A 22,827-nucleotide genomic window follows, 5' to 3' on the forward strand; every position below is an offset into this window, starting at 1 on the left:
CGATATGAGTGAAGAGAATACGTATCGTTTACAAGGCTTATCCTGTACGAATTGTGCAGCGAAATTCGAAAAAAACATCCAGCAAATTTCGACTGTTGAAGGTGTGGATTTAAATTTCGGAGCATCCAAACTTACGGTTACAGGGCAAGCGTCAGTTGAACAGCTTGAAGAAGCGGGTGCATTTGATGGGATTAAAGTATATCAAGAATCGGAACGACCGCCAGAGAAGCATACTCCCTTCTGGAAAAAGCGCGAAAACATTCCGACCTTTTTATCGCTGCTTTTCATTATAACTGGATACACTTTTCATTTTCAGCTTGGTGAAACACATTTTCTAACGATTGCCAGTTTCGTGATTGCGATTGTGATTGGCGGAACGGTTCTTTTCAAAGAAGGCGTTCGAAATTTGCTCCATCTGTCATTTGATATGAAAACCCTTATGACCATTGCCATTATTGGTGCTGTTCTAATTGGAGAATGGGCAGAAGGTGCTGTTGTCGTTTTTCTATTTGCACTAAGTGAGGCCCTCGAAGATTATTCAATGGATAAAGCACGCCAATCGATTTCATCTTTAATGACAATTGCACCATCTGAAGCATTCATCAAACGAGATAACGCGTTTATCAGCATTCCGGTAGAAGACATTGTCATTGGTGATACCATGCTTGTCAAACCAGGGAATAAAATTGCGATGGACGGTAAAGTTATTAGTGGCGCATCTTCCATTAACCAATCATCGATTACCGGTGAATCGATTCCTCTATATAAAACACAGGGTGACGAAGTGTTTGCCGGAACCCTAAATATGGAAGGTTCGTTGGAGGTTCATGTAACAAAACGCGCAGAAGATACGACCATTGCTAAAATCATCCATTTAGTGGAAGATGCGCAGGCGGAAAAAGCACCGTCGCAAAAGTTTGTTGACCGCTTCGCCAAATATTATACACCCGCTATCATGCTTATCGCTTTGCTCGTAGCAGTTGCGCCTCCAATTTTATTCGGGGCCGCTTGGTCGACATGGATCTATCAAGGCCTGGCTGTGCTTGTAGTTGGCTGTCCGTGTGCACTGGTAATATCAACACCAGTCGCTATCGTAACAGCAATCGGAAATGCAGCACGAAATGGTGTGTTAATAAAAGGTGGTGTTCATTTAGAAGAAGCTGCTCATCTGCAAGTTATGGCCTTTGATAAAACCGGAACACTGACAAAAGGAACACCAGAGGTCACAACGATCATGCCGTTAGCAGGAAACACGGAAGAAAAGTTACTTTCATACGCCGCGGCTATCGAACAATTTTCACAACATCCATTGGCTTCGGCTATTACAAAGGCATATAAAAAACAAACAGGTCAGAAAATTACTGCTGAAAATTTTCAATCAATCACTGGCAAAGGAGCTACTGCCACGATTGACGGGATTGAATATAAGATTGGCAGCCCGTCTCTTTTCGAAAATCATCCCGCCTTGACTGTTGATCTTTTCGAGAAAATCAAACAGCTACAAGTAGATGGAAATACCGTTGTGTTACTTGCTAACAACGAAGAAATAGTAGGGTATATAGGGATTGCCGATCAAATTCGGGAAGAAAGTCAGCAAGTTGTCGAACAGCTACATCGTATTGGCGTGAAGAAATCAGTCATGCTTACAGGTGATAATCAAGCAACAGGTGAAGCGATTGGCAGGTCGATCAGCATTACGGATATCAACACAAACTTAATGCCGGAAGACAAACTAAATGTTATCCGCGACCTTAAGCAACGTTATAAAAGTGTTGCGATGATTGGGGATGGTGTGAACGATGCCCCAGCCCTAACCACCGCGTCTGTTGGTATCGCAATGGGTGGAGCGGGCACAGATACAGCCCTTGAAACCGCTGATATCGCATTAATGGGGGACGATCTAGACAAATTACCATACACCATTGACTTAAGTCGAAAAACATTACGCATCATCAAGCAAAATATCGGCCTCGCATTTGGTTTGAAATTAGTAGCTTTACTATTAACCATTCCAGGCTGGTTAACATTATGGATTGCAATTTTAGCTGATATGGGTGCGACTTTGATCGTCATTTTAAACTCATTACGCCTAATCCGATCACGGTATTTAAAGTGAATAGGATCATTAAAAAGGCTGTTTTTAAATGATAGTTGTTTTTGAAAAAATAATGTTAAATTAATTTATATTCTTCACAAGCAGCCCGTATACACGTAGACTCCTGGGGGAAGAGAGGCATCGGTGAGACCCCGCAGTGCGGTAGCACGAGGAGGCTCTCCAGCCGCCCCCGGAAAGCGTAGTGTATACGGGCTGCGGGGCAGTAGCAACTATCTATGCAAAACAGCTTTTGAAAACATTTTACAATTTAATTGAAACTTACTTGTATCTTTCTATGCAAACGTGGTATACTATAATTAACTATTGATGTTCGGAATATGATTAAGGCTATATCACCTTGAATATGAAAGAGCAAGAATAGTAATAATGTGCTAATATGCACTTGGAGGAAAAAAGAATGAATAACGGTACAGTAAAATGGTTTAACGCAGACAAAGGTTTCGGTTTCATCGAAGTTGAAGGTGGAGACGACGTATTCGTACACTTCTCTGCAATTCAAGGTGAAGGATTCAAAACACTAGAAGAAGGTCAATCAGTTACATTCGATATCGAAGAAGGTAACCGTGGACCACAAGCTGCTAACGTTGTTAAAGCGTAAGTAACTTTTTCAAAAAAAGCTCTTCCCAATAGGGAGAGCTTTTTTTATTGAAACAAAGGTGTAAATCACTGGATGATTTGCACCTCTATTTAAATGCGATTTTTAAAAACCGTATTCCGCTTCTTTCGCCTCACGAATTTTCGTAAATGTTTCCGCTAATACGACTGTATCTTCAACCAACCGATTGATTCGGAATAAAACATCATCGTTGGTAATTTCTTTTTGGTAAAAATCCTTTTCCTCAATAAATACGTACGTTTGAACCATTTGTGCTTTCATATAGGATAAAATCGGTTTTAATTGTTGCTCGGCAATTAAATAATGCTTCGATGAACCTGCTGTCACAAGCATACTGACTACTTTATCACGAAATGCATTTTCCGGAAGTAAATCAAATATGTTCTTCAATGTAGCTGGTATGGAAGCCTGAAAGATTGGGGTCCCAATAATGATTGCATCTGCCTCCATAATCGTTTGCACGACATACTTTGTGTCACCTTCATATTCCAGATAATTGCGCCCATCACTAAACTGAATATCATATTCAGCTAAATCAATTAAGGTAACTTGCGTCTCTGGATATTTTTCCACGAGAACTTTAACGGTACTGTTCATCGCCGTTCTTGTTTTCGAGCCAACTATTGAACCGGATAATCCGACAACCTTCATGTTTGCTTCCCCCTAGTTTTACTGTGGGACTCAGCGGGACAACTAACCCGTCCCCATGTCCCTATTTTGCGGTATATTTTTTGATTGCTGGTAAGATTTCTGTGCCGATTAGTTCGATATTTTTTCTTAATTTATCAAATGGCATGCCACCGAAGTCCATTTGTGCGATATAGCGTTGATGGCCAAACAATTCATGCTGATAGAGAATTTTTTCAATGATTTCCTGTGGACTACCGATATTCATGATACTATGTGGGTCTACACCCTGTGCAAAGAGTTGTTTTGAAAAGCCCTGGCCGTTCGTTCGTTTCATCCCTTCATTAATATGGGGATATAAATCTTGTAAGGCCTGCTGTGAAGTTTCAGCCGCGTAGAAAAATCCGGCTGTTGCAACCGGTAACTCAGCTGGATCAAACCCACGGCTTCGTGCAGCATCTCGATAAGCATCAATCGTTCGCTTAAAAACAGTAGCTGGTCCACCTAAATGGGCCATAAACATTCCAACGCCTGCATATCCCGCTTTAATAGCACTTGCAGGCGTTCCACCAACGGCACGCCAGATCGGCAATGAGCCATTTTTTGGACGCGGGAGAATCTCCGCATTGTTTAATGGTGCGCGGAATTGCCCACTCCAATTGACAACTTCCTCTTCATTGATCTGCCGTAACAGGTCAAATTTCTCTTCATACAACGCCTCATAATCACGAATATTATATCCTAATAAATCAAATAATCCAATTCTTGAAGCTCGACCCGCAATGATTTCCGCGCGCCCTCCTGAAATCAAATCAAGTGTGGCAAAATTTTCATATACACGCACTGGATCTGATGTACTAATAATCGTGGAGGAGCTGGCAATTTTTATTTTCTCAGTCGCCTGAGCAATTGCTGCAAGCACAACAGCATGTGCTTGTGTTGCAAAGTATTCCTGATGACTTTCACCTACACTAAAAAAGTCAATACCTGCCTGCTCAGCTAGTTTTGCTAATTCAATGATCTCATGAATTCGCTGCTCTGCAGAAATTCGTTCTCCCGTTAACGGATTTGGTAAGTGATCTCCTAATGTATAAAGGCCAAATTCTAGACCTTTGCTTGGATCAATTCGATAGTTTTCCATTTATATCTCTGCCTTTCTTTATTATTATAATTATTAACTCTTATTTATTTCATTTAAAAGCTTCTATCTTTACTCCACCTTCTCATTTACACCATACAATGTTATTATAGTTTATATTAATAAATAGGAATAGTACGCACTTAAAAGTGGTATAGTATACAAAAAGATACTTAGGTGGAGATATAATGGAAAAGATACCAGAAGAATGCCGCGTAGAAGATGCTTTAAGTATTTTAGTTGGTAAATGGAAACCAATTATTTTATTACATTTATTGCAAGAAGGCACAAAGCGTTTTAGTGAGCTTAAGCGTAGCATGCCCGGAATCACACAGAAGATGTTAACGAAGCAATTACGAGAATTAGAGGAAGAAGACATTATTGAACGCGTTGTTTATCCACAGGTTCCTCCCAAAGTAGAGTACTCCGTTACAGAGTATGGCAGAAGCCTGGAGCCTATTTTAGAGGCCATGCATGAATGGGGAACAAAGCATACGTTGCATAAGATGGAAAAAATGAAGAACAAAAGCTCATGATAGAACAAAAATGTTTTGGCTGTGCTTGTCTTTAGCTAGCTCAAAAAACGCTCAGAATAAATCTAACGGGTTCAGTTTTGGGAAAGAAAAATGCTTATATCAAGGAAAACAATATACTAATTGGCATACTTTGTAGCCGTAAATTAACGGTATAATTAACTACCAAAAAGGCTCAGATGAAATTCCGAGCTTTTTTAGCATTATAAATAAATGCCTTTCTTCAACTAAAGGTGGTTCGCCAAGAATATTAACACTTGATATTTTTCCTCCATCCATAAACCGACATCAAAATTATTGCAACACCATCCATTATTTTATAAAAGAATTCTTTATAGAAATGGTAATCATTGCAGTTTTAAGTCCATACTTAAAAAGTGAAATCTCATTTACAGAATTCCTCCTAAGTATTGGTTGAATTCTTGTATGGTAGTTATACCTCAGTTTAAATTAAATCTTATACATTTATTTTTTATCAAATTAAATTAACTTTTTTGGTTCATCAGCATACCAAATGCAGAAACCACAATTACTGCATACATATGGATTTATATTAGTGTTTTTCTTATTTGTAAATAATCCTCCACCCTCAGGATTTTTTACAAGTAGACCCCTCAATCCATCATCAACATAACATTTAATCATTTTCTTCCCACATTTTTCACAATTTCTTTCCTGCTGCCGAACCATTTAATTCTCACCTCATAAGTAATTTTTATTTATATTTAAATATACGATTAATTTTAACAAAAGGTTTCATACTCAGACTCTATACACATTTCAGTAAAGGGAATTTTTACCTTTAAAAGCATAAAAAAACGGGGTACTATTCGTTATGTGATTAGTACCCTAAATGCTTTGTTAATTCGTATTCACTTGACTATTTTTATGTTAGTCGGTATATTAATCCGTCTTGCTACAACTTCTTCCCCTGCTTTTCATTTTTCAACGCCTTATAAAAAGAGAAAATCATCAGCAACATGATAAATGAAAATGGTAATGCTGCCGAAATCAACGCATTTTGCAAGGCCTGCAAGCCACCGGTGTATAAGAGTACTGCAGCTATTGCCGATTGGGCGATTCCCCATACAAATTTTACTGGCATTGATGGGGATAGTGAGCCGTTTGTCGTTTGCATCCCTAAAACAAACGTCGCAGAATCCGCGGATGTAATAAAAAACGTACTAATGAGCAGGATCCCCAACAAGGATAAGACCATACCTAATGGAAATTGATCAAACAAACCGAAAAGCGCTTGTTCATCTGGCAGACCGGCAATATCTACCCCATTATTTTGCTCCTCAATTCCCGACATTCCAAACGCTGAAAACCATAGGAAGCCTACAACGGATGGGACGATCAGAACGCCTGATAAAAATTCACGAATGGTTCGCCCTTTCGATACGCGAGCAATAAAAATCCCAACAAACGGTGCCCAAGCAATCCACCAAGCCCAGAAGAATACTGTCCAGTCCATTACCCACTGCCGTTCTTCAGCACTATTTGGCGATATACGAAAGCTCTCGGAAGGTATTTTTTGAATGTACGACCCGATCGTATCGGTGAATGAGTTCAGGATGTACATGGTAGGTCCCAATATCAGTACAGCAATGAACAATAGACCGGCCAATACCATGTTAGCATTACTTAAATATTTGATGCCCTTGCTTAGACCTGTATAGGCTGATAGCATAAATAAAACCGTCACAACTAGAATAATGACAAGTTGAACCCAGAAAGTGTCAGCTACCCCAAATAAATAGGTGAAACCGCCATTGATTTGTGTCGCACCAAATCCAAGAGTAGTCGCGACACCAACAATCGTCGCAAACACCGCAATGATGTCGATCACTTTTCCCCATGTTCCATTCATTTTATCACCAAAAAGCGGTCCAAGTGCAGCACTAATTAACCCAGGCTTGCCATGGCGAAAGATAAAATAAGCGAGTATTAAGGCAGTCACCGCATATATTGCCCAAGCATGAATACCATAATGGAAAAATGTGATACGCAACGAATCTTCGAGTGCCACTCTTGTACCAGGTTCAGCTGTAGGAGGAGTTTCTATATAATGGGAAACCGGCGAGGCAACCCCGTAAAAGACAAGTCCAATCCCCATTCCGGCGCTAAATAACATGGCGAACCACGAGGCATATCCGAATTCTGGTCGATCACTCTGCTTTCCAAGTCTGATTTTACCGTAGGGGCTGAATATTAAGTACAAACAAAATATGATAAAAAACGATACAATTAATAAATAATACCAGCCAAAGTGTACGGATATATAATTCATAATTGTACTTGATATGCTTTCAAAATTACTTGGAGCAATGATGCCCCAAATGGATAGGATCAATGTCAGACCAAATGTAATCCAAAATACAGCAGTTACTTGTTTCATGTTATACCCCTTCCTATATTTCTTGTTAGCAGAAATGAAGTGTTACGTTAGTTTTTCAATAACGCAGAATTCTATGCGGAAGAGGGTTATATAAAATGGGCATTGAGATAGGGGGAGGCGACTAACCTCCGTCCCTCTCACACCACCGTACGTACGGTTCCGTATACGGCGGTTCCGGATTATGTGTGACGCAAAATTTCATATCTAATGGATATGCTCTTTAGCCCCTGGCTTGACCAATATTTGGTACCAAGGGCTATGTGTAGTATAGGACTCTTTGCGATGCGCCAATAGGCTTTTCTGGTGTTTGCCCATTCATATGCCTTTTGTGGTGATATTCCTAGCGAGATTAGTTTTCTCTTCTTTGTTCTTGGCAATTTCCATTCTTTCCAACGTATCATTCGAAGTCTTCGGTGTAACCATGATTCTAACTCTTTTAGTTTACTTGGTGTATCGATTAACTGATAATACCCAAGCCAACCATTGAGATAGCTATTTAGTTTGGCTATGCGTTGTTCCATATCTATTCGCTGTTTTCGTGAAGTTAGCTTCCTAATCCGTGCTTTGAATCGTTCAACGGATTGCTTTGCCAATCGAATTTTAGGCTGTTTCTTATTGCTTGTGAAACTAAACCCCAAGAATTTACGTTTCCAAGGACGGTCTATCTTACTCTTTTCCCGATTTACCTTGAGTCGAAATTTCTTTTCGATGAACATTGTGATGGATTCCATCACTCGTTCTCCGGCTCGTTTAGACTTCACATAAATTTGGAAATCGTCCGCATACCTCACGAATTTATGACCACGTTTCTCCAGTTCTTTATCCAGTTCATCTAATACAATGTTAGAAAGTAACGGACTTAATGGACCACCTTGAGGTGCTCCTTCCGTGATTGGACGAACTAATCCGTTCTCTAAAACACCTGCTTGCAGAAAACGTCGGATAAGGCGAAGGAGTGCTCTGTCATTAATTTTATTCGCTAGTTTCGCCATTAATCGGTCATGGTTTACTTTATCGAAGAATTTCTCCAAATCCATATCTACTACCCAGCGGTATCCTTCTTTAATATAAGCTCTAGCCTGTTTAACTGCGGTATGTGCCCTTCTATTTGGACGGAATCCGTAACTGAACTCCGAAAATGTTGGGTCAAATACTAACGTTAATTGTTGGGCAATAGCTTGTTGAATGAAACGGTCTGTCACCGTAGGGATACCTAACTTCCTAATCCCTCCGTCTGGTTTCGGGATTTCGACTCGACGGACTGGTTTCGGTTGATAGGACCCCGACCTCAGTTGGTTAGTTACAGTTGTCCAATTTTCTACCAAATGGTTCCGCAGGTCTTTTGTGGTCATTTGGTCGACACCATGACTTCCCTTATTCTCTTCTACCCGTTTGATTGCTTGTAAAAGATTCGGTCGTGCCAGAATCCGTTCCATCATGAGATATTCCTCCTGCGTGAATCACCATTCTTCTTGTGCCATTTCATCCTCCACCCTCTTTAAGTCCCCCACGGATTCACCGTTTCCTCCTCAAAGTAGGTTGTTATCTTTTCTGTTTCATTGGGTGAAATGAACGCCTAGATGTGATTCTTCATAATCGGTTCGGTCCTTCCCTGTTTCCTTAAGTAAAACAGGTACTATGACCTCTGCTGACGCCTGTTGTTCAACAATCCTTCGCAAGATTGCTTACCGCGAGAGCACGGCACTCCAACAGGTTCTCCCCGGGTAAGAGTACAAACTTTCCTTCCACATCCCCGCCTCATTTACTTTGTAATACCTTTGGCAGTATGAACTTTGTCTTGTTTGGCAGACTCATTCAATATTACCTAGCCTTATATGAGGTTCGTGTTCCTCGGGGTGGAAGTTTGCCGCTGACTTCCTTCAGACATGACGGTCACCCGTCATGCCCTTGTCTTAAGCTACAGCTACTACTGCCTTCGCTGTTCGGGACTTTCACCCTATAGTCTGCACCCATGCCGGGCACACCAAAAAAATCCCTCTCCGCTATAGCCGAGAGGGATTTTTAATTCATTAAAATGTTTCCGTCAAATTCGTAACAATCTGTTTCTTCCGTGATACGACACCTTTTAATAGGGCGCGATTATTTTCCAATGTCACGTCAAATGCTTTTTCAACATTTTCCTTAGCTTTACCAAGCGCTAATGCATCTGAATCATTATTAATAATGTCAGTTACAACGAACAAGAATAAATCCAAGTTCTTGCTTTCGATTGTCTGGTTAATTTCCGCCTCCAATTCCGCTTGATGGGAAAGAATCGTGCTCGTATCCACCGCATTTACTTGGGCAATTTCTACTTTAGATCCATTCATGTCAAATTCTTTCGCATCCATGGAGATAAGTTCCGCCATTGTTTTGTCACTTAGATCAGCTCCAGCTTGTAACATATCCAAACCATATTGATCAAGATCAACACCAGCAACTTCCGCTAATTCGCGAGCTGCGTCAACGTCTTGTTGCGTGCATGTTGGTGATTTCAATAATAAGGAATCGGAAACAATTGCTGACACAAGCAATCCAGCAATCTCTTTGGTAATCGAAACATTATTTTCTTCGTACATTTTCTTTAAAATTGTCGCTGTACAGCCAACAGGTTCTACGCGGAAATACAATGGTTCTTTTGTTTCAAAATTTGCCACACGGTGATGGTCGATAACCTCAGTAATTCGTGCATCTTTAATATTATCAACACTCTGCTGAAATTCATTATGATCAACCAGAATCACATCACTATTTTCCGGAACCGTTTCAATTAAACGTGGTTCTTTTACATGAAAATAATCCAGTGCATATTGTGTCTCTTTATTAACAGTACCTAGGCGAACAGGCTCTGCTTGAAATCCTAATTCATTTTTCAAATGGGCATAAGCAAGTGCTGCAGTAATTGTGTCTGTATCTGGGTTTTTATGTCCAAATATAAGTGTGCTTTCCATGGTAACTCTCCTATCACATTAAAAATTTATATCCATATTCTTTATACCAATTATATGGCATCATCGCAAATTAGAAAAGCACTTGCTCTTGTTAGATTTCGTAAGAGGGTAGCGCTCAAACAAGCATTCCATTATTCTCTTACCCAGGTGATCATCTTTCTATTTAAAAACCCCGCATTCAAATAATTAACGGGTTTACTTGGCAGTACAATCTCCACTTTTACTGTTACTTCAGCAAAAAGTCAATTTGCACGAAAAGTGTATTTTTTATATCATCTTCCGTTACTTGATCATCAAGTAAATAATCAATCACTGGCGTGGTGCAAATAACATTACAGAAACACCAATAATACATATTCCAGCGCCTAACCAATCGTAAAAATCAGGTGGTTTTTTATCAATTCCCCATCCCCATAAAACAGATAGAACAATAAATACTCCACCGTAAGCAGCATAAACTCTACCGAATGATGGAAAGGTTTGAAATGTGGCAATCACACCATATATGGCTAATGCTATACCACCAGCTATTCCCCAATAAAAAGGCTTACCTTCTCTTAACCAGAGCCAAATTAAATAACCTCCACCTATTTCAGCGATACCTGCAAGTATAAATAAAAAAGTTGCATAAAGTATTTAGACCACGTCCTATTTTTTATATTACTATGTAAATTATAGAATTGTTATATAAAATCTGATAACATAAAGATATTATTTCGGGATTAAGATATACCTTTTTTAATTTTTACAGTTAGATTTATAGACTGAAGGCTCTTTTCTACGTAGGTCTCTAATTTGGCTAGCTAAAGCTCAAATATTTTCCCCTGTCATGTATGAAATTTATATCTTTTTATTCTCCTAACTGCTGTACTGTCAATTCCTTGTTTCACTCCTACACCCATTATCGAAAGAAAACGGCATATATTATAAACCCGAATATTATTACAAGAATAAGTATTCCAGTACCTTTCCAACCTAAACCACCTACTAAGTCAACAAGGCTTCCATTAGCACCTCTATTTAGTGAATCATTCAAGTTGCCGGTTGGGTTGTTTTTCCATTCCTGTTGTCTTAATCTCTCTCTTCTTTCTTCAGGTGTTTCTTGCTCTTTGCCCATATTAACACCTCCTAAAAATTAAACAATAGGGGGACAAGGTGCAATGCCTTATTTAGAAAATATCCCCTTTACTTTAAGTGAAATTCGCTCCAATCCACGGGGTATACCGCATGTTTTTTTGTAAATAATAAGGTTGATTGTTAAACACAATAAATTAAGGAGGACTTGTATGGTAAGGGATCAACAAACTAAACAGAATTTGAATTCTAGTACGAAACCACGATTTGCCGGAACCGATCCTAAAAAAGTAAAACAAGAAATTCAAAAAGATATAAAGGAAGGACAAGGTGCAATGACTTCCCGAGAGGCAGGAGCAATGCGAGACTAAAAAACCACTTTTAGTGGTTTTTTAGTTTTATGTTTTAAACCTTAGGGATTGACTGTGAAGGAGGCTTCTACCGTTCCAAAAAGCAGTAGATAACTACCCACCCAAAGAAAGTATGCAACCTAAATTGTTTTGAAAATTCGAATGCACATTTCCTATATTAGTTTAACACAATTATCACATAAATTTTATACAATATTTAAAATTAGCAATTGAATGCTCGTCTTAATTCGGGTAATATTCAAAATGCTACAGTAATCTTCTCAGTCCTTTGAATTTGCTTATCGATTCGTTTATGAATAAACATTTAAATTAACTTGAAATAACAGTAAAATAAACACGCTATTTCAGTGTGAAATAACGTGTGAATTGGTTTGCTATTTATTGTTTGCACCTCTAAAATTTTCAATAAATACGACGAGGTTTTCATTCTATTTAACGATCAACACTGGACAGTCCACCCGCTTCGCTACCTTATGGCTAACACTTCCTAAAATGAATGTTTGCAAATTATTTAATCCACGGCTGCCGATGACAACACAGTCAGAATCGTTTTCATTGGCGAATTCCACAATTGCCGGTCCTGGCTCACCATGTAGCAGATGCACCTTATATGTTATTTTTACATCTTCAAGCAAGTCAACAACAGATTTAATCTTCTCCTGTCTTTTCCGTGCTATTTCATATTTATTACCACTGTGCAATACATCAGCCTTAGCTGTCTGCCCATCAATCACATAGACAACTTCAATGGAACCGCTAAATTTTTCTGCAAGCTCTATCGCGTATCTCGTTGAACGGATAGAATGTTCAGATCCATCCGTTGCAAGTACAATCCGTTTAAACAACTGCTCACCTCATTTACCTTCCGGGACATGGGGACAGGTTAGGTGTCCCACGTCGCCCGCCTTGTTTGATGGTAGAATGCGCCTGGGACAAGGGACCTGTCCCCATGTCCCACTTTAGTGTCCGGAAGCTTTCGATAGTCCGCCGATTCGGTTTTTCAATTGTTTGCTTTCATCATTTAATCCGGTATATACAACTCGGATATGATGTTGTTCAAATTTCGTCTCGATTTTATCTAATGCCTCAATTGCCGAGTCATCCCATAGATGAGCATGGGCTAGATCGATTTCTACTTCCTGAATGGTATCTGTGTAGTTGAATTTTTTTGGTAAATCGTTTACCGATGCAAAGAATAGTTGTCCTTGTACATGATAAACACGTTTGGTTCCATTAAGTTCATCCGTAATCTTCACTTTTGATATTTTGGCTGCAAAAAAGATTGCACTTAATAATACACCAGCAAGAACACCGATTGATAAATTGTCTGTAACCAAGACGATAACAACCGTTGTAACCATAACGCCAGCATCCGTTTTGGGAATTTTATGCAGGTTTTTCAATGACGACCAATCAAAAGTTCCAATCGACACCATGAACATGACGCCTACTAAAGCTGCCATCGGAATCTGTACAACTAAACTACCCAACACAATGATCAAAAACATCAAAAACGCACCAGCAACAAACGTAGATAATCTGCCCCGGCCACCTGATTTAATATTGATGACAGATTGCCCGATCATGGCGCATCCAGCCATCCCGCCAAAAAATCCGGAAACGATATTCGCAATACCTTGTCCGCGGCTTTCTTTATCTTTGTTGCTTTCTGTGTCTGTCATGTCATCGACAATGTTGGCAGTTAATAATGTTTCCAGCAAGCCAACAATAGCGATTGCCAAAGAGTACGGAAAGATAATCATAAATGTTTCAAACGTTAATGGGATCGAAGGAAGCAAAAAGACAGGCAATTGCTGTGTCAGATTCCCTAAATCACCAACCGTTTTCGTATCGATATTGCCAAAAATAGCGATCGTTGTGATCACAATAATGGCTACTAAAGTGGATGGAACTGCCTTTGTAATCCTTGGAAACAAATAAATAATAGCTAATGTCAATCCTACAAGTGCATACATTATCCAAGTTTCACCAACAAAATGCTCCAGTTGGGCCATAAAAATCATGATCGCCAGTGCATTAACAAATCCAACCATCACCGAGCGTGGCACAAATTTCACGACACGGGCAAGCTTAAATACACCAAATAAAATTTGTATGATTCCCGTTAAGATCGTCGCCGCTAACAAATATTGCAAGCCGTGTTCCGCAATAAGCGTTACCATTAATAATGCCGTAGAACCCGTTGCTGCCGATACCATTCCCAGTCGGCCACCAGTAATGGAAATCACAACTGCAATACAAAAGGATGCATACAATCCAACCATCGGATCGACCCCGGCAATGATGGAGAAAGCAATTGCCTCAGGAATAAGCGCTAGTGCCACAACCATTCCAGCAAGTATATCCCCTTTAATATTACTAAACCATTCTCTTTTTAATGTTTCCACCTTCAATTCTTTACCTCTTTCCTTATAAAATTAAGCTTCCCAAAAAGCTTGGACCGTTTATAACCATTGCATCATACCACATGTAAGAACGATCACAAAATTTGATGTAAGCGCGATCTTTTTCTAAATGCTTTTATTTTCTCTGCTTTTTGTGTATTTTTGGCTAGGTTTAGATTAACTGCTCTTTTAGGCTGGTATATTTAGGATAGCAAAAAGACCCGAGTCTCGCTTAATCTCGGGTCTTTTCAGAGTATTTCACTAATGCTATTGTAAATGTTTTGGTGGAGGATTTTCGTGTTCGTTGGTTTCCACTTCTGTAAATAAACTCTCCTGATTGGAATTACTCGATGGTGGGCTATATAAAGCTGGATTCGCAACAAGCTGATTAATAGTTTGCTGCAGCGTTTGCATGTCTGTCGTTAATTTTTGAAATTCTTTTTTCGTAACTGGCTGCGCTTCTTGCTTTAATGTAAATCCTAATTGTCCATTGGGCTCTAGTGTTGCCCATTTAACATCACTGATTTTCATAACATTTTTTTGCCTTAATTTTATCTCTAGCTGATCAACCGTTAATCGCAATTTCCGTAGATTCTTTTCATTTAACGTTCCATTATTAATAACCACTTTGGCATTACCTGTAACGAGCTTTTCCACCCCATCAAATTTTAATTGAGCATATTCGAAGGCAATTAGTGTCAAAACAAGTATGCCACCAACACCGAATGTAACCCAAATATTTTTACCAGATACGGGTTGAATAAGCAATGATCCGATCGCAATCATAATCACCGTTTGTGGTAATGTCATTTGTGAAATAGACTTTCGACCAGCAATACGTAACAGAAATGTCCCAACAATTACAATGAGGGCAGCCTTCCATATTACATCTAGATCCATACTTCTTAACTCCCTTTTTACAATTCATTCTATTGTTAGCCTACCTCAAAATCATGGGATTATTCTACTTACGATTGGTGAATGAAAAAAGGAAGTTTATTTTTCACGATTATTGCGCCATTTAATGCAAACGGCTATGATTACATATGCAAATACACCGCCAATCATCCAGGAGAGCCAAGTCGACCAATTAAATTCACCTTTACTTAAACTCGTTAGCAAGAAAACAATCGTAAATCCAATCAGCGTGCCAAAAAGCATATTCCACTTCATTCAATCCCCCGCCTTGGCGACTTTCCGCTTCTGTCCGGCGACTTTCCGCTTTCTTCCGGCGACTTTCCGCCTTTTTCCGGCGACTTTCTGCTTTCTTCCGGCGACTTTCCGCTCTTGTCCGGCGACTTTCCGCCTTTTTCCGGCGACTTTCCGCCTTTCCAGCGACTTTCCGCCTTTTTCCGGCGACTTTCCGCTTTCTTCCGGCGACTTTTCGCTTCTGTCCGGCGACTTTCCGCTTTCTTCCGGCGACTTTCCGCTTTCTTCCGGCGACTTTTCGCTTCTTTCCGGCAACTTTCCGCTTTCTTCCGGCGACTTTCCGCTTCTGTCCGGCGACTTTCCGCCTTTTTCCGGCGACTTTTCCCTTTCTTCCGGCGACTTTCCGCTTCTGTCCGGCGACTTTCTGCTTTTTTCCGGCGACTTTCTGCTTTCTTCCGGCGACTTTCCGCTTCTGTCCGGCGACTTTCCGCTTTCTTCCGGCGACTTTCTGCCGGAGGTGCACACTTTCAGGCCAAGGTGCGCGACTTCATTATTATCTACTGCTGCCAGGATTCCTGTTCATCGTCTTCAATAATACCTAATACAACGTCGGCAACTTCCGGTGATCTGAGTAACTTGTCTGTTAGATCGAATTTGATATCATCCGCTTCTGCAAGTGTAAGACCCTTTTTTAATTCAACCGTTGCTTCAACATGATAGGCTCGTCCTTCTTGAAGCACTCGCATCTTATAAATATCAACGACTGATTCATTTTCTAATAACACTTCTGCAATTTTCTTTTCGACTTCAGCAGGGGCAGATACCCCAATTAAACCAACCATATTGTCATAACCAACTCGATAAGCTACAAAAAGCATCAGCACGCCAATTAACATAGAAATGATTCCATCCGCTTTCAAAATATCGAAATACTGTCCAAGCACAATGCCGATAATAGCAAGCGCCGAACCAGTTGTTGCAACTAAATCTTCATAAAAAACAAGCCTTGTGGCCGGTGCCGCTTTGGGAGCACTTTTAAATGCCGATATAAACATATTCCCGCTTTTCTCCCCGCCTGCTTCACGCGAAATTTCTTTCATTGATTTAATAAAAACGAGACCATCAATAATTATAGCGCCAATAAGAATAATTAAATTAAGCCAAAAGTCACCAGTCGCTTCTGGATGACGAAAGGATTCCCATCCGGATTTGATCGTTTCATATGCCATAACCGTTACAACGATAACTGCCACCATACAAAAGATATTAATAACTCGCCCAAATCCAGTTGGAAATCGCTTAGACGGTTTCATTTCAGCGAGTACACTACCAAAAAAGACGAAACCTTGATTCACTGTATCCGCTAATGAATGCATACCTGTCGCAAACATTGTTCCATTACCACTAATAAAAGCAACTATTAATTTTGCTGCGGCAATAACAGCATTACCAATTGCCGCAAGTCCTGAAGAAACATTTCCTTTTTTTATTAATTCGATAAAACGCATCGGCCGTCCTCCTGCATCATCTTTGTAATTATGTTTTGAAGAACTGCCGATTATATGCATGGAATGAAGGATGTGAAGTTTATAAGTGAAGTTAAATCTATAGAACCAACCTTATGTTTCGATTAGCATCCGACATCTACATAAACTGTCAATTCATATAGTTGAATTAACATTCTCATAAGTGATAATCTTAAAATATTATGAATGAGAGGAGCGATCATCTATGTATACAGAAATTCCAGAAGTCACCCTAAATGATGGGGTTACGTTACCTGTTATAGGTTTAGGTACATACCGACTTAATGGAAATGCGGGTGCTAATGCTATTAATAGTGCAATTGATTTAGGTTACCGGCTAATTGATACAGCTTACAATTATGAAAATGAGGGAACTGTGGGTGAAGCGGTTCGGCGCAGTTCTGTTACAAGGGAAAATTTAAAAATCACATCCAAATTACCAGGGCGATATCAAACTTATGATAAAGCCGTTACCGCCATTCAAGAATCCTTATTTCGCGCTGGCCTTCATTATTATGATTTGTACCTTATTCATTGGCCTAACCCGATGCAAGATAACTATGTGGAAGCCTGGCAAGCATTGATTGACGCTAAAAAATGGGGTTTAATTCGATCTATTGGTGTTTGTAATTTCCTCCCTGAACATATGGAGCGGTTAGAAAAGGAAACGGGTGTTATCCCAAGCATCAATCAAATAGAACTACATCCGTTTTTCAACCAAGAGCAACAAAGGAAATGGCACGATGAACATAACGTTAAAACCGAATCCTGGAGTCCATTAGCTAGAGCAAATAAAGTTTTACAAAATGAAACAATTAACAAGATAGCCAACCATCATCATAAGACGATTTCCCAAATTATTTTACGTTGGCATTATCAACTCAGGGCAATTTCAATTCCTAAATCCGCATCCCCCGAACGACAACTTGAGAATATATCCATTTTTGACTTCTCTTTAAACGAAACGGAAATGAGCGCGATTTCAGAATTAACGCATCCAGATGGCAGGACTAACGACCAGGATCCGGCTACGTATGAAGAATTTTAAGCAACCCCACCTTACTTTCAGGTAGTATGTGATTATTATACTTCTTGCCTTTACTCGTGCTGCAACTGTTTATTGGCCCTTATAACGATAAACGGAGCAGAAAATGGATAATGGTTTTGGCACTCTGGAGTCGGGGTGCCATTTTTCTCATTCCACTTATCGCATATCAGCAAACCAATCCATCCACCCCACACCTAAATTATCTTTCATCATATAATCCGAAAGTACCTACAATAATTCGTATTAGCCATGACCTTAAGACTATCTTTCGCGTTCTGTCTTGTTCGCCCATGCGGATTGAAATAAAATAGGAGATATATTTTCATTTATTTTTGAATCTTTTTAGTTATGGAGGTGTATTATGACTGTGATTGGAATTGATTTAGGAACATCAAACAGTCTTGTTGCCTACTGGACGGAAAGCGGTTCAGTAATTATTCCAAATAATTTGGGTGAAAAACTGACGCCTTCCGTTGTAGGTGTGGATGATAACGGCGAATTGCTTGTGGGCGCTATCGCGAAGGAAAGGCTGATTACCCACCCCAATTTAACGGCATCCGTGTTTAAACGGGAAATGGGCAGTGATCGTATGATACGGTTAGGAAAATATAACTTTTCCCCAGAGGAATTATCCTCCTTTGTCATCAAATCATTAAAGGCCGATGCAGAGGCATACCTGAAAGAAGAAATTACAGAGGCGGTAATTAGTGTACCGGCTTATTTTAATGATGTTCAGCGTAAAGCAACCAAGCGTGCCGCTGAGTTCGCGGGACTACATGTGGAAAGGTTGATTAGCGAACCGACAGCAGCGGCTTTAGCATATGGCCTGCATCAACAAAAGGAAGATACGAATTTTCTAATTTTCGATTTGGGTGGCGGTACCTATGACGTATCCATTTTAGAGTTTTTCGAAGGTGTCATGGATGTTCGGGCTATTGCAGGAGATAATTATTTGGGTGGTGCAGATTTCACAGATGCACTTGTACATTATTTTATTGAAAACCAGCAGCTTGATACGGAAACACTGGATGAAAAGGATCGTTCCTCATTAACAAAACAAGCTGAAACATGTAAACGAACAATTGGCATGAACCAAGCTGGCGAGATTGTTTTGGAGAAAAATGGGATAACTTATCGGGAACAGATCACTCGACAGCAGTTTGAGAAAATAGTCCACCCGCTTATTATTCGACTAAGAGTCCCGATTGAACGTGCATTAAGAGATGCTTCCCTTTCCCCTGATGAACTAGATGCGGTCGTTTTGGTAGGCGGAGCGTCAAGGATGCCGATTATTAAAACAATCGTTGGGAAAATGATGGGAAGACTTCCTTTTTCGGATATCGATCCTGACGAAACCGTGGCACAGGGTACTGCTGTGCAAGCTGCCTTAAAAGAAAGAAATGTAGCGTTAAAGGAAATGGTGTTAACGGATGTATGCCCATATACGTTAGGTATTGAGGTAGCAAGAAGAATTGGAATGGATCAAATCGAAGCAGGGCATTTTTCGCCGATTATTGAAAGGAATACGCCAATCCCTGTCAGTAGAGTCGAACAATTCCATACCATTCATGATAATCAGACCGAAATTTTGGTGGAGATTTTCCAAGGTGAAAGCAGACTGACCAAAAATAATTTACAATTAGGTGACGTAAAAATTGACGTTCCCCCTAGTAAAAGTGGAGAGGAATTGGTAGATGTTCGCTTTACATATGATATCAATGGCATTCTTGAAGTAGAGTGTGCTTCCGTTAGCACCGGAAAAATGGAACGAATCATCATTGAGAATAGCCCCGGAGATATGACCAGTGAGGAAATTGAAGCAAGATTGAAGGCGCTTGAGGAGATCAAAATTCACCCTAGAGAACTTGCTGAAAACAGATTGCTTATGGCCAGAGGAGAACGAATGTATGAAGAAGCATTGGGAGATCATCGAAAGGTAATCACGAAACTGTTAGAAGATTTCGAGGCAGTTCTGCAAACACAGGACCGGAAAAAAGTAGATGAGGCAGCGTCCCAATTGAAAGAGCAGCTTGATCAAATCGAAAGGTGGCAGCATGTTGAATGGTAGATTGGGAGTTTCTTAATATTGAGCCAACAACAGACATCAAACAAATCAAACGGGCCTATGCTAAACAATTGAAAATTCACCATCCAGAAGATGATCCTGAAGGCTATCAAAAACTACGTGAAACCTTTGAGCAGGCAAAAAGATATGCACGGGAAAATAAAGTAGCCGCAGAAGCGCGAGACATCGAACGTGATTTTACTGAAACAGCTTCTACCAGTGACATCTTGATGACAGATAATCAGGATGGAAATGCTAACATTAGATACGATGAAGAAGCTGATCATGAGTCTTATTCCTATTCCCATGATGACGATACAACTATTTTGCCGAATCAAGAGACCGACGAAAGCCTTCAGGATGTCAATGCATTTATGGACCAAGTGGAAGAATTGTATGCCAATTACCCTGCAAGAATCGGCTGGTACAACTGGGAAAAGCTGCTTGAAGCGGATATTGTCTGGGATATGCGTTCACGAGATATTTTGACATATCGTTTGCTAGGCTTTCTAAAGGAACATAATCAATTTCCAAAATCTATCTGGCGGTTGCTGAACAAACATTTTAACCTGGAAGATAATTTTCCGGAGTTTTTTTATGAATGTATGATCCGTCCTGAATTCCACTATCAATCACTTGTAAAAGAAAAACAGATTGATCGTGATACCTTCTTGTACTATCGGGAAAAATTTTCGAGACATTTAAATGCAAACCAGTTAGCTGAAGCAAGGGATGTTATGAAGAAAGCAGAAGAAATCTTTGCGGACGATCCCGACTTCCTGCGATTGCAGGCGGAATTTCACCGAAGAACCGGTGACTATAATGAAGCAATCTGCGCTTTACAGACCTATACAGAGATTCAGCCTGATGATATCGATATCTTACTGCAAAAAGCGCACTTATTATTTGACGAAAATCTTGTGGAAGAGGCACTTAAAGCCTGTAAAGTAGCAAAAGCAATACAACCGGACAATTTGCAGATCCTCCGGCTTGAGGGACAATGTTTATATAAAACAGGTGCATTAAAACAGGCTAGGAAAAAATTTGAATTTGTGCTTGCGGAAGAAAAGCTAGACATTGTTTCACAAACCTATTTGGCCAAAGTCGATGCCAAGCTGGGTAAAGAGGACCTTGTTCATGAAAATAAGCGAAACGTACAACAAGAAATGGGCATTATGAGTATCAGGGAAAAGATCCGGCTATATTGGAATATTTTACCGAAGTTCAAAGTCTTCGTGGCATTTATTCTTATCTTGGGTGTGCCTGCAAGTTTAAATAGCGAGTATAAGAAGAGCACTGGCGCAGAGGTGTATGAATTTTTTAAACAGAAAATAGACCCTCCGGAAATAATCCAGGTAGAGAAACGCAGTGATTTTCCAAAGCCGGGAGACAAAGATTTTTTTGTATCTACAACACTAAAAGACGCGTTTTTCACCGGCTACTACAAAACCCAGTCCAGGGATGAAAATAATCAAACGATTAATGGCTATTTCACACAATCAGAAGCCCGTAACCTGGAACTGCTGGATGATGATGATGCCGAACTCGTGTGGGGTGGCTACTTGGAGGATGGCACTCCGGTTCTATGCTTGCTGCCATATGCAAAGGACCGTGAATTAGAGAGCACACATGATATCGAAATTGTCGGTAGCTGGCAACCTGTTCCTCCTGAGGCACTGGGAACCAAGCTGGCAAATGCTGTATCTACACCGTTTACTTTCAAAAGCATGGAGGAATTTAGCCAAAACAAACTGATAAATGGATCGAACATAGCAAATAGCGATGCAAACGTATTTGATTTACTATTTGCATCTTGCCTTTATTTCGCCATTTTCATTGCGCTTTTATATTATATTTGGACACGTGTTATTAAACTACTTCTGCAATTTCGTTATTAAAGGGGGATACAACAGAATATGAGCAAAAAGAAAATTACCTCTGATCTGGATCTGTTCATTCAAGGTGTAAGTGCTTTGTGTTATGAATCAATCGCAATCTATTTTAACGGCTTCAGGAAAAGATTACCGGGGAAACGTTTCTTCAAACCTATACTACAGGAATGGAATATACATAATAAAACAGACCTTGATGAAACTTGCAAATGGCTAGCCGAGGAAGGTGCAAGAAAAGACTTCGATACATTTAGAGGACTGCTGCGTATGGAAAGTGATGAAACAAGAAAGATGCTTATTGAAAATATGCCCCCAGGTGAAGAGCGATTACCGATGATGAAAATGATCGATCAACAAATGTATGCCATACCAAGAAACGGTATTTTGGCATTAGACATTGTTCGATATGTCTTTCTTACCCAATGTGGAAGAGGAGCTGGGTTTATCAGTGATAAGGAGGCGCACGAAAGGTTTATTTTTGGCATTCGTGAATTACAGCAATCGTATAGCAGCTGGGAGGAAATGATCACAGCCTATGCATTCGGGAAACAATACGAAACGGTTCATGCCACACTTGATTTCGTCTCTAAAAATATGAAATATGTCAAACGACTGCTTACTTCACCGCATAGCCCAATGAATAGGGTGGAATGGAATGTGGCGTTACCAGAGGTGTGAAGTTTGAATGTTCATTGTCAATTTATTAACTACTCCAGTAAGAAGCTGGGGTAGTAATTTTATTCTAATTGGGTACGATCCCTTAAACAAAATCCCCCCATACACCTCATTGTTTAAATTGTTCAGATAGTTTTCAATAAACAGCAATTGTTTCCCCTATCAATGTCTTTGAATTATGCTCAGCTTCCCTTCATGCGGACTAATGTTGGCAGGAAGCAACGCCCCTATCGATTTATT

General features: G+C 39.9%; 20 protein-coding genes. 8 read left to right on the forward strand and 12 right to left on the reverse strand.

Annotated elements, in window-relative coordinates:
- The first annotated feature begins 4 nt into the window (after nt 1-4).
- On the forward strand, nt 5-2,116 hold the full coding sequence (locus ACW2QC_RS13130; RefSeq protein WP_457544422.1) for a heavy metal translocating P-type ATPase: 2,112 nt from the start codon (nt 5-7) through the stop codon (nt 2,114-2,116).
- 397 nt (nt 2,117-2,513) lie between these two features.
- On the forward strand, nt 2,514-2,714 hold the full coding sequence (locus ACW2QC_RS13135) for a cold-shock protein (protein ID WP_106498282.1): 201 nt from the start codon (nt 2,514-2,516) through the stop codon (nt 2,712-2,714).
- A 102-nt stretch (nt 2,715-2,816) separates the two neighbouring features.
- Here the strand turns inward: ACW2QC_RS13135 and ACW2QC_RS13140 are convergent, their stop codons facing one another.
- Together ACW2QC_RS13140 and ACW2QC_RS13145 are read right to left on the reverse strand one after the other, a co-directional pair.
- Nucleotides 2,817-3,383, reverse strand: coding sequence for an NADPH-dependent FMN reductase (locus ACW2QC_RS13140; RefSeq protein WP_457544423.1), 567 nt, complete (start codon nt 3,381-3,383; stop codon nt 2,817-2,819).
- Nucleotides 3,384-3,444: 61 nt separating this feature from the next.
- Nucleotides 3,445-4,500 carry an LLM class flavin-dependent oxidoreductase gene (locus tag ACW2QC_RS13145; protein WP_457544424.1) on the reverse strand — a complete coding sequence of 352 codons (1,056 nt, stop codon included), beginning with the start codon at nt 4,498-4,500 and terminating at the stop codon, nt 3,445-3,447.
- 185 nt (nt 4,501-4,685) lie between these two features.
- On the opposite strand from ACW2QC_RS13145, the gene ACW2QC_RS13150 reads away from it, so the two are divergent.
- Entirely contained in the window at nt 4,686-5,033 is a 348-nt protein-coding gene (locus ACW2QC_RS13150) for a winged helix-turn-helix transcriptional regulator (protein WP_457544425.1), read from the forward strand.
- Nucleotides 5,034-5,946: 913 nt separating this feature from the next.
- On the opposite strand, the gene ACW2QC_RS13155 is transcribed toward ACW2QC_RS13150, so the two are convergent.
- From ACW2QC_RS13155 to ACW2QC_RS13175, 5 genes are all read right to left on the reverse strand, one after another.
- On the reverse strand, nt 5,947-7,431 hold the full coding sequence (locus ACW2QC_RS13155) for a glycine betaine uptake BCCT transporter (protein WP_457544426.1): 1,485 nt from the start codon (nt 7,429-7,431) through the stop codon (nt 5,947-5,949).
- Between the two features lie 179 nt (nt 7,432-7,610).
- Entirely contained in the window at nt 7,611-8,870 is a 1,260-nt protein-coding gene (gene ltrA / locus ACW2QC_RS13160) for a group II intron reverse transcriptase/maturase (RefSeq protein WP_457544427.1), read from the reverse strand.
- Between the two features lie 591 nt (nt 8,871-9,461).
- The gene (locus ACW2QC_RS13165; RefSeq protein ID WP_457544428.1) at nt 9,462-10,382 is read right to left on the reverse strand and encodes a manganese-dependent inorganic pyrophosphatase; all 921 of its coding nucleotides are present in this window, start codon (nt 10,380-10,382) and stop codon (nt 9,462-9,464) included.
- A 309-nt stretch (nt 10,383-10,691) separates the two neighbouring features.
- Nucleotides 10,692-11,018, reverse strand: a complete 327-nt coding sequence (locus ACW2QC_RS13170) for a YnfA family protein (RefSeq protein WP_457544480.1) — start codon at nt 11,016-11,018, stop codon at nt 10,692-10,694.
- Nucleotides 11,019-11,283: 265 nt separating this feature from the next.
- Nucleotides 11,284-11,499 carry a DUF6366 family protein gene (locus ACW2QC_RS13175; RefSeq protein WP_457544429.1) on the reverse strand — a complete coding sequence of 72 codons (216 nt, stop codon included), beginning with the start codon at nt 11,497-11,499 and terminating at the stop codon, nt 11,284-11,286.
- Nucleotides 11,500-11,668: 169 nt separating this feature from the next.
- On the opposite strand from ACW2QC_RS13175, the gene ACW2QC_RS13180 reads away from it, so the two are divergent.
- Nucleotides 11,669-11,827, forward strand: a complete 159-nt coding sequence (locus ACW2QC_RS13180; protein WP_457544430.1) for a hypothetical protein — start codon at nt 11,669-11,671, stop codon at nt 11,825-11,827.
- A gap of 428 nt (nt 11,828-12,255) precedes the next feature.
- Here the strand turns inward: ACW2QC_RS13180 and ACW2QC_RS13185 are convergent, their stop codons facing one another.
- The 5 genes from ACW2QC_RS13185 to ACW2QC_RS13205 form a co-directional block, all read right to left on the reverse strand.
- On the reverse strand, nt 12,256-12,672 hold the full coding sequence (locus ACW2QC_RS13185) for a universal stress protein (RefSeq protein WP_457544431.1): 417 nt from the start codon (nt 12,670-12,672) through the stop codon (nt 12,256-12,258).
- Between the two features lie 114 nt (nt 12,673-12,786).
- On the reverse strand, nt 12,787-14,241 hold the full coding sequence (locus ACW2QC_RS13190) for a SulP family inorganic anion transporter (protein ID WP_457544432.1): 1,455 nt from the start codon (nt 14,239-14,241) through the stop codon (nt 12,787-12,789).
- A gap of 258 nt (nt 14,242-14,499) precedes the next feature.
- The gene (locus ACW2QC_RS13195; RefSeq protein ID WP_457544433.1) at nt 14,500-15,132 is read right to left on the reverse strand and encodes a DUF421 domain-containing protein; all 633 of its coding nucleotides are present in this window, start codon (nt 15,130-15,132) and stop codon (nt 14,500-14,502) included.
- A 202-nt stretch (nt 15,133-15,334) separates the two neighbouring features.
- Nucleotides 15,335-15,904 (reverse strand): hypothetical protein, encoded by a 570-nt coding sequence (locus ACW2QC_RS13200; RefSeq protein WP_457544434.1) that lies wholly within the window; start codon nt 15,902-15,904, stop codon nt 15,335-15,337.
- Nucleotides 15,905-15,938: 34 nt separating this feature from the next.
- Complete coding sequence (locus tag ACW2QC_RS13205; RefSeq protein WP_457544435.1) at nt 15,939-16,889, reverse strand: cation diffusion facilitator family transporter; 951 nt, start codon at nt 16,887-16,889, stop codon at nt 15,939-15,941.
- A gap of 223 nt (nt 16,890-17,112) precedes the next feature.
- Here ACW2QC_RS13205 and ACW2QC_RS13210 point away from each other — a divergent pair, with 223 nt between their 5' ends.
- The 4 genes from ACW2QC_RS13210 to ACW2QC_RS13225 all read left to right on the forward strand — a co-directional run bounded on the left by ACW2QC_RS13210 (nt 17,113) and on the right by ACW2QC_RS13225 (nt 22,590).
- Nucleotides 17,113-17,955, forward strand: coding sequence for an aldo/keto reductase (locus tag ACW2QC_RS13210; protein WP_457544436.1), 843 nt, complete (start codon nt 17,113-17,115; stop codon nt 17,953-17,955).
- A 361-nt stretch (nt 17,956-18,316) separates the two neighbouring features.
- On the forward strand, nt 18,317-20,023 hold the full coding sequence (locus ACW2QC_RS13215; RefSeq protein ID WP_457544437.1) for a molecular chaperone HscC: 1,707 nt from the start codon (nt 18,317-18,319) through the stop codon (nt 20,021-20,023).
- A complete protein-coding gene (locus ACW2QC_RS13220; protein WP_457544438.1) occupies nt 20,017-21,918 on the forward strand; it encodes a tetratricopeptide repeat protein in 1,902 nt (633 codons plus the stop codon). Before ACW2QC_RS13215 ends, ACW2QC_RS13220 begins: the two co-directional genes overlap by 7 nt.
- Nucleotides 21,919-21,936: 18 nt before the next feature.
- Nucleotides 21,937-22,590, forward strand: a complete 654-nt coding sequence (locus ACW2QC_RS13225) for a DUF1266 domain-containing protein (RefSeq protein WP_457544439.1) — start codon at nt 21,937-21,939, stop codon at nt 22,588-22,590.
- Nucleotides 22,591-22,827 lie beyond the last annotated feature (237 nt).

Source organism: Virgibacillus sp. FSP13 (genome assembly GCF_054048505.1).